Origin of the sequence: Halochromatium glycolicum (genome assembly GCF_016584085.1) — a bacterium.
In the GTDB taxonomy this organism is placed as follows: domain Bacteria; phylum Pseudomonadota; class Gammaproteobacteria; order Chromatiales; family Chromatiaceae; genus Lamprobacter; species Lamprobacter glycolicus.
On the sequence record NZ_NRSJ01000087.1, the window covers coordinates 1 to 4,914 of the forward strand.

The following is a 4,914-nucleotide window of genomic DNA, read 5'->3' on the forward strand; positions in this document are numbered from 1 at the left end:
GATGGCGTACCGGCTCAAGAAACTCTCCGAATACGTCCGTGGTTGGATGGGCTACTTCGGCATCTCGGACTACTACCGGCCGATTCCCGAGCTGGACCACTGGCTGCGGCGGCGCATCCGCCTGTGCGACTGGAAACAGTGGCGCGGGGTGCGCAATCGCATTCGCCAGTTGCTGGCCCTGGGGTCGTCGAAGCGTGCCGCGATCTGGACGGGCATGAGCTCCAAGAGCGACTGGCATCTGTCCCGCTCGCTGGGCACGCAAACCGGGATGACCAATGACTGGCTGAAAGGCCAGGGCTTGATCAGCATTCGCGATCAGTGGATGAAAGCGCATGGCTATGCCTAAAGCGTCGTGTGCTCCCTTCTTGTGAATCGCCTAGTGCGGACCCGCATGCTAGGTGGTGTGGGGAGGGCGGGCTAAACACCCGCCCTTACCCGATTAGGCTACGTTACTCATTGTTTAAGTTTGTCAAGCTGTGACTTCAGGGATGATAGCTCACTTGGCCTATAATTTTTCTCTTTTTCTTTAAAAGCGCCAACGGCTTGGTCGATAGTTCTCGTTAGGGCTGGCACTATGAATTTGTTCTGCAAATAAACCTTTCCCCACGGTTCATCTTGATATTCTTCGATCCATAGCGGCATAAATCTTCCTGTATCAGATTCAAGCTCTGCATATTCCTTTTTAGCCATATCTGATTCATTGAGATACTCGTAGCATACGATCAAAAGACAGTGCGTTTTTTGCAACTTTGCAAAATTTCTAGCATGTGAATACGGGCTAAACCAGGATTTCATGCCGCTTCCACTAAAAACTGAACGACGATACCCGGAGGCGGCAGTACGCAAATTGCTTACTACTGACCATATCAAGCCTCGCTTGTCGGCTACGGCGCTATAACTATTCAAACCAGAGACAGCTGATTCTAGAGAAAGATCTGCGATGACGGATGCAAGACCACCTTCTTCTACAAAATTACGAAGAGCTTGGGCGTTCTTTAAGGAACTCATGATAACTGTTAAATATTCCATTGTATTGTCCTCATTGCCTAAACGCAGGGCAGCCTGTTCTCGCGAGGCGCGGTGAGTAGCCTAACGGCTTGGCTAACCGGACCGTTACTGCGAAGCGAAGCGCAGCAGTAACGGGTCCGAGTTGAGCCAATTGTTGGAGGCGTCCTCTCGATATCCTACGATTATTGGCCGAGAATAGCCCCAAGGGATAGAATTTCTTGGGCTGCGAATCTCGGCTCTTTTAAAGCCTGAGTCCAGTAGCCGATCTAAAATATCGGCCCCATAATTTCGATATGCCAAAATTTTATTATCTTTACAGAGTGGGTCGCCATGGTACTCGGCTGGTAACAAATGGTGAACGCCCCCTTGTGGGAGCGGTGTTGCTCGTTCAATTGTTATGTTGTTAAGATCAATTGGCACTGTAAAAACAAAAACTCCTGTCGATTTCAGCACGCGGCAAATTTCAGCGAAACCTAGTGAATCATTTGGGACGTGCTCGAATACTTCGGTTGACGTACATATATCAAAACTTTCATCTAAATATGTCAATTTCTGTACATCTTGGCACTGAGCCGCATTCTTGTATTCTCCAGGAACGACATCATCAAAATATTCTGAGCAGGTGACTGAGTTACTGTGATGTTGCAAGAATCTAAATAAAGATCCCCGGCAAGAGAGTTCATATACGGATTGCGACTTTAGAGTTGGACAAATATAAGGGTAACCGTTCACGGGGCCAGAACCTGCGATCGCGGCACGCCCACCGGCTTGAGCCCATGCTGAGGTACGGCGACGGCCATGCGCAGGAACCTGGCCGAGACGAAGCGTGATCATGATGAGCCCTGATCGGGATGGCGTCGAGTGCTTGGCGTCGCTGCCGACTCACCGGGCCTTCGGTGCTGGAGGTGCCGGACCAAGCGAGCCTGAGGTGCGAGTCGGTGACGGCGCTGCAGGCGGGATGATGGAGGTCTAAAGCGGACACCCGGTCTTGAGCCGATCAACGCCCAAGGGAGTGACTCAAGGTGGTGCTGGCAACAACGACGGCGCCGGTCGGTCATGGACGAACGCCTCGACAGCCTCGAGGATAAAGGCAAATGCCGATCGACCTTGCAGCGCACAGGTCGCGATCACCGTCCACAACCGCTCGCTCGCCCGGCGCCCTTTGGCACCACGCGTGCCCTGAGTGACATGGCGATCGATCACCACGAAGCGGATGGCCTGCTCGGCGAGGTTGTTCGTTGGGTCCATGCCGGGCGTGGTGATGAAGGTGAAATACGCCTCAGCATGCTGGCGAAAGCGCTTGGCCATGTTCTGCGCCTCGCGTCGGCGCTCGCGGCCCTTGGCGTCGATTGAGCTTGGCGCGGCATCCCGGCCGATGCGAATGATCTCGGCCTTGGCCGCCGCAAGCGCGGCAGCAAACGCCTCCTCTGAGAGCGTCTCATGTTGATGGATGACGTGGAACAGCCCCTTCAGCGCGCCGAGCAGGCGCTGGCCGTAGATTTGGGTTGGCAGATCCGGCAAGGTGGTCAGAAACTTCACATCGCGGATCAGGTGCACGAGGCAGAACTGCACGCTGACCCCGAGGTCCTTCATGAACTTGCGGTAGGCCGAGAAATAATCACAGCCCAAGGTGCCCTCGAACTCCTTGCCCAAGACCTCGATCAACACCGGCGAGCCCCGCGACTTATCGATGCGAAACAGCACATAGAGTTCGGCCTTGAAGACCCAGGTCCAGAACCGCTCGCCGTTGTCCTTGTGCCCGGTTTCATCGACATTGAGCGTTGTCTCCAGCGGGATGCGCTCGAGCAGCTCCGCGTAGGGACGCTCCAGCGACCGACTGACCTTGGTGATGAGCTTGACCAGATAGCCGCGCGAGACCGTCTCCCCGACCACGTCGCGCAGGAACTTGCGGATGGTCGAAAACGAGGCATGGCAGACGTGCTTCAGGTAGGCCACCAACGCCGTCAGGCGCGCCTTGAACAATCCTTCTTTGCGCACCGCCTCGGGCAGCTCGGCAGAGTGGATCTCGCCACAACCCGCGCACCAATAGGCATAGGCGCGATGCTCCTCGCGCAGGACGACGACCTCTTGGATCTCGCTCTGCTGGGTGATGCGCGGGGCGACATCCTCGAGCCAGAGGAGGTCGTGGCTGGCGCAGTGCGGGCAGGCGCCGCAGTGGTGCTCGTGGACCTTGGAGAGGGTCTCGGGCGGATACGCAGGACGGGTGTGTTTCGGATGACCGGGTTGGCCGCCGATGGTGTTGCCTTTGCCGTTCTTCGTTCCGGCGTTGTTCTTGGCACCTGTCGTGGGCTTGGTGATGTCGTCGGACGACGGCCGTTTGCTGGACGTGGAGGAATTCTTCTCACGTTGGGCGAGCTTGCGCTGCAGCGCGTCGATCTCCTGCTGCGCGGCCTGCACCTGGTCATCGAGCGCACACAGGCGATCGATGACCGCCTGCTCCCCGGCCGCATAGATCGCTTGTGCCTGCTCAGGTGTCATCGCACAGGTGCGCACGGAAGCGCCGGCTCAAAGGGTAGAGGTAAACGGCCTTTCTCGGCACCCTCAGGCGGTGCTGGCGATCATTGCGGCTGCGCCCGCTGCTCTCACCGACCCGCTGCCAGTTGGCGGCCTGATAGCAGACCCCGCGATAGCGGGTGCTGTCGACGAAGGTCTCCAGGCAGTAGAGGCTGTGGCCATACTTGGCCCGCCAGTCGGCTTGGATACGCCGGGCGATGCGTGAAAGCAGGTGGCTGGCCAAGTGCGGCATCCGGACCCAGGGCAGGACGAGAAAGCGGGTGTTGTTCGCCAGGTACGCCAGATTGCGCTCGCGCGTCGCTGGCTGCCAACCGATCCAGGCATCGCGAGCACGGCATTGCCAAGCCGCCGCGCCAAACAGCAGACAGGCTAAGAGGCGCCCGTCGTGGCTGTAGACGAGGTACTTCATGTTCTCGCCCACGGTGTTGCGCAAGCCCAAGTAGTGGTAGGTGTTGAGCAGGCAACGAAACAGCCGGTCTTGGTCGCTGGCGTTCTCCACGCAGCTGATCTGCAACGGCCTCAGATCCTTCAGCGCACCAACCATGGGCTCGCTGCAATGAGGAACCCAACGCGAGGTGCGGTTGCGGTAGCCGTTTGGGGATTTGCGTTGCCGCGGCGGTAGCCTGATCGCGCCCGCGCGCTCCAAGCGTAAGAGCAGGCTGCGGCAGGCCATGTCTTTGAGTTGGCCATTGGCGGCGCGCCAGTTCCACTGCTCGCAGAGCGCCACCGAGAGCCGGCTTCGCCCCCAGTCGGGGTGCTCTGAGAGCAGGCGCTCGATTAAACTGAGATCAGGCGAGCAGCGCTGGCCTTGGATCGTGACCGTGATCGGGTGCATGGTCCCGACAGTAGTCGGTTCTGGCTTCTGAGTCCAGCCCCAACAGGGTTCGCTGCTGCTGGCTCGCGAGCCCGTGAACGGTTACCTATAAAGCAAGACATCAACCAGAGATAAAGTGATCGAAGTTCCCTTACAGGAGATGCAACGAACGCCTATTCCATTATCGGTCAGCTTGACAAATATCCGCCGTTTCTTACAAAGGGGACAAAAGGAAGTTGAAAGCCTTACTTGGCGCCAGTTTGTATTTGCCAGTGTCTTGATTAGTAGCTGTCGCATTGAGCTGTCAAGGTATTCGGGCTGTTGCTTCTATTCGGGCTGTTGCTTCTAACGTTAAGGCTGGCCCGCCGCCCGTTGCGGTGCCGCCCGCGTCAGCGGCGGCACCGCAACGGGCGGTCGGGCCGAGCCGCTTGTGTACGCCCGGCATGGGCATGAACTGATGGGGTGAAAGTCCCCTGTAGGAGTACCTGTAGTGTCCTCTTGGACCAATAGAACTACTAGCCGACGGCAAGGGCAAACCCGCGAGGGGATGTCTGGAG

The 4,914-nt window shown here is 57.7% G+C and carries 5 protein-coding genes; 1 reads left to right on the forward strand and 4 read right to left on the reverse strand.

The window, feature by feature from the left end:
* A partial coding sequence (locus CKO40_RS23265; protein WP_200348409.1) for a group II intron maturase-specific domain-containing protein occupies nt 1-346 on the forward strand: 346 nt, incomplete at its 5' end.
* A 107-nt stretch (nt 347-453) separates the two neighbouring features.
* Here the strand turns inward: CKO40_RS23265 and CKO40_RS23270 are convergent.
* The 4 genes from CKO40_RS23270 to CKO40_RS23290 all read right to left on the reverse strand — a co-directional run bounded on the left by CKO40_RS23270 (nt 454) and on the right by CKO40_RS23290 (nt 4,378).
* Nucleotides 454-1,029: a hypothetical protein gene (locus CKO40_RS23270; protein ID WP_200348841.1), complete on the reverse strand. Its 576-nt coding sequence runs from the start codon at nt 1,027-1,029 to the stop codon at nt 454-456.
* An 84-nt stretch (nt 1,030-1,113) separates the two neighbouring features.
* Nucleotides 1,114-1,842, reverse strand: coding sequence for a class I SAM-dependent methyltransferase (locus tag CKO40_RS23275; RefSeq protein ID WP_200348842.1), 729 nt, complete (start codon nt 1,840-1,842; stop codon nt 1,114-1,116).
* Nucleotides 1,843-2,025: 183 nt separating this feature from the next.
* Nucleotides 2,026-3,507, reverse strand: a complete 1,482-nt coding sequence (gene tnpC, locus CKO40_RS23285) for an IS66 family transposase (protein WP_200348844.1) — start codon at nt 3,505-3,507, stop codon at nt 2,026-2,028.
* Nucleotides 3,497-4,378: a Druantia anti-phage system protein DruA gene (locus tag CKO40_RS23290; RefSeq protein WP_200348845.1), complete on the reverse strand. Its 882-nt coding sequence runs from the start codon at nt 4,376-4,378 to the stop codon at nt 3,497-3,499. The genes tnpC and CKO40_RS23290 overlap by 11 nt, the downstream gene beginning before the upstream one ends.
* Nucleotides 4,379-4,914 lie beyond the last annotated feature (536 nt).

What these genes read in the sequence shown, in the direction of transcription:
- CKO40_RS23270 (WP_200348841.1), bottom strand. Translation starts at nt 1,029, where the DNA reads ATGGAATATTTAACAGTTATCATGAGTTCCTTAAAGAACGCCCAAGCT.
- tnpC (WP_200348844.1), bottom strand. Translation starts at nt 3,507, where the DNA reads ATGACACCTGAGCAGGCACAAGCGATCTATGCGGCCGGGGAGCAGGCG.
- CKO40_RS23275 (WP_200348842.1), bottom strand. Translation starts at nt 1,842, where the DNA reads ATGATCACGCTTCGTCTCGGCCAGGTTCCTGCGCATGGCCGTCGCCGT.
- CKO40_RS23290 (WP_200348845.1), bottom strand. Translation starts at nt 4,378, where the DNA reads ATGCACCCGATCACGGTCACGATCCAAGGCCAGCGCTGCTCGCCTGAT.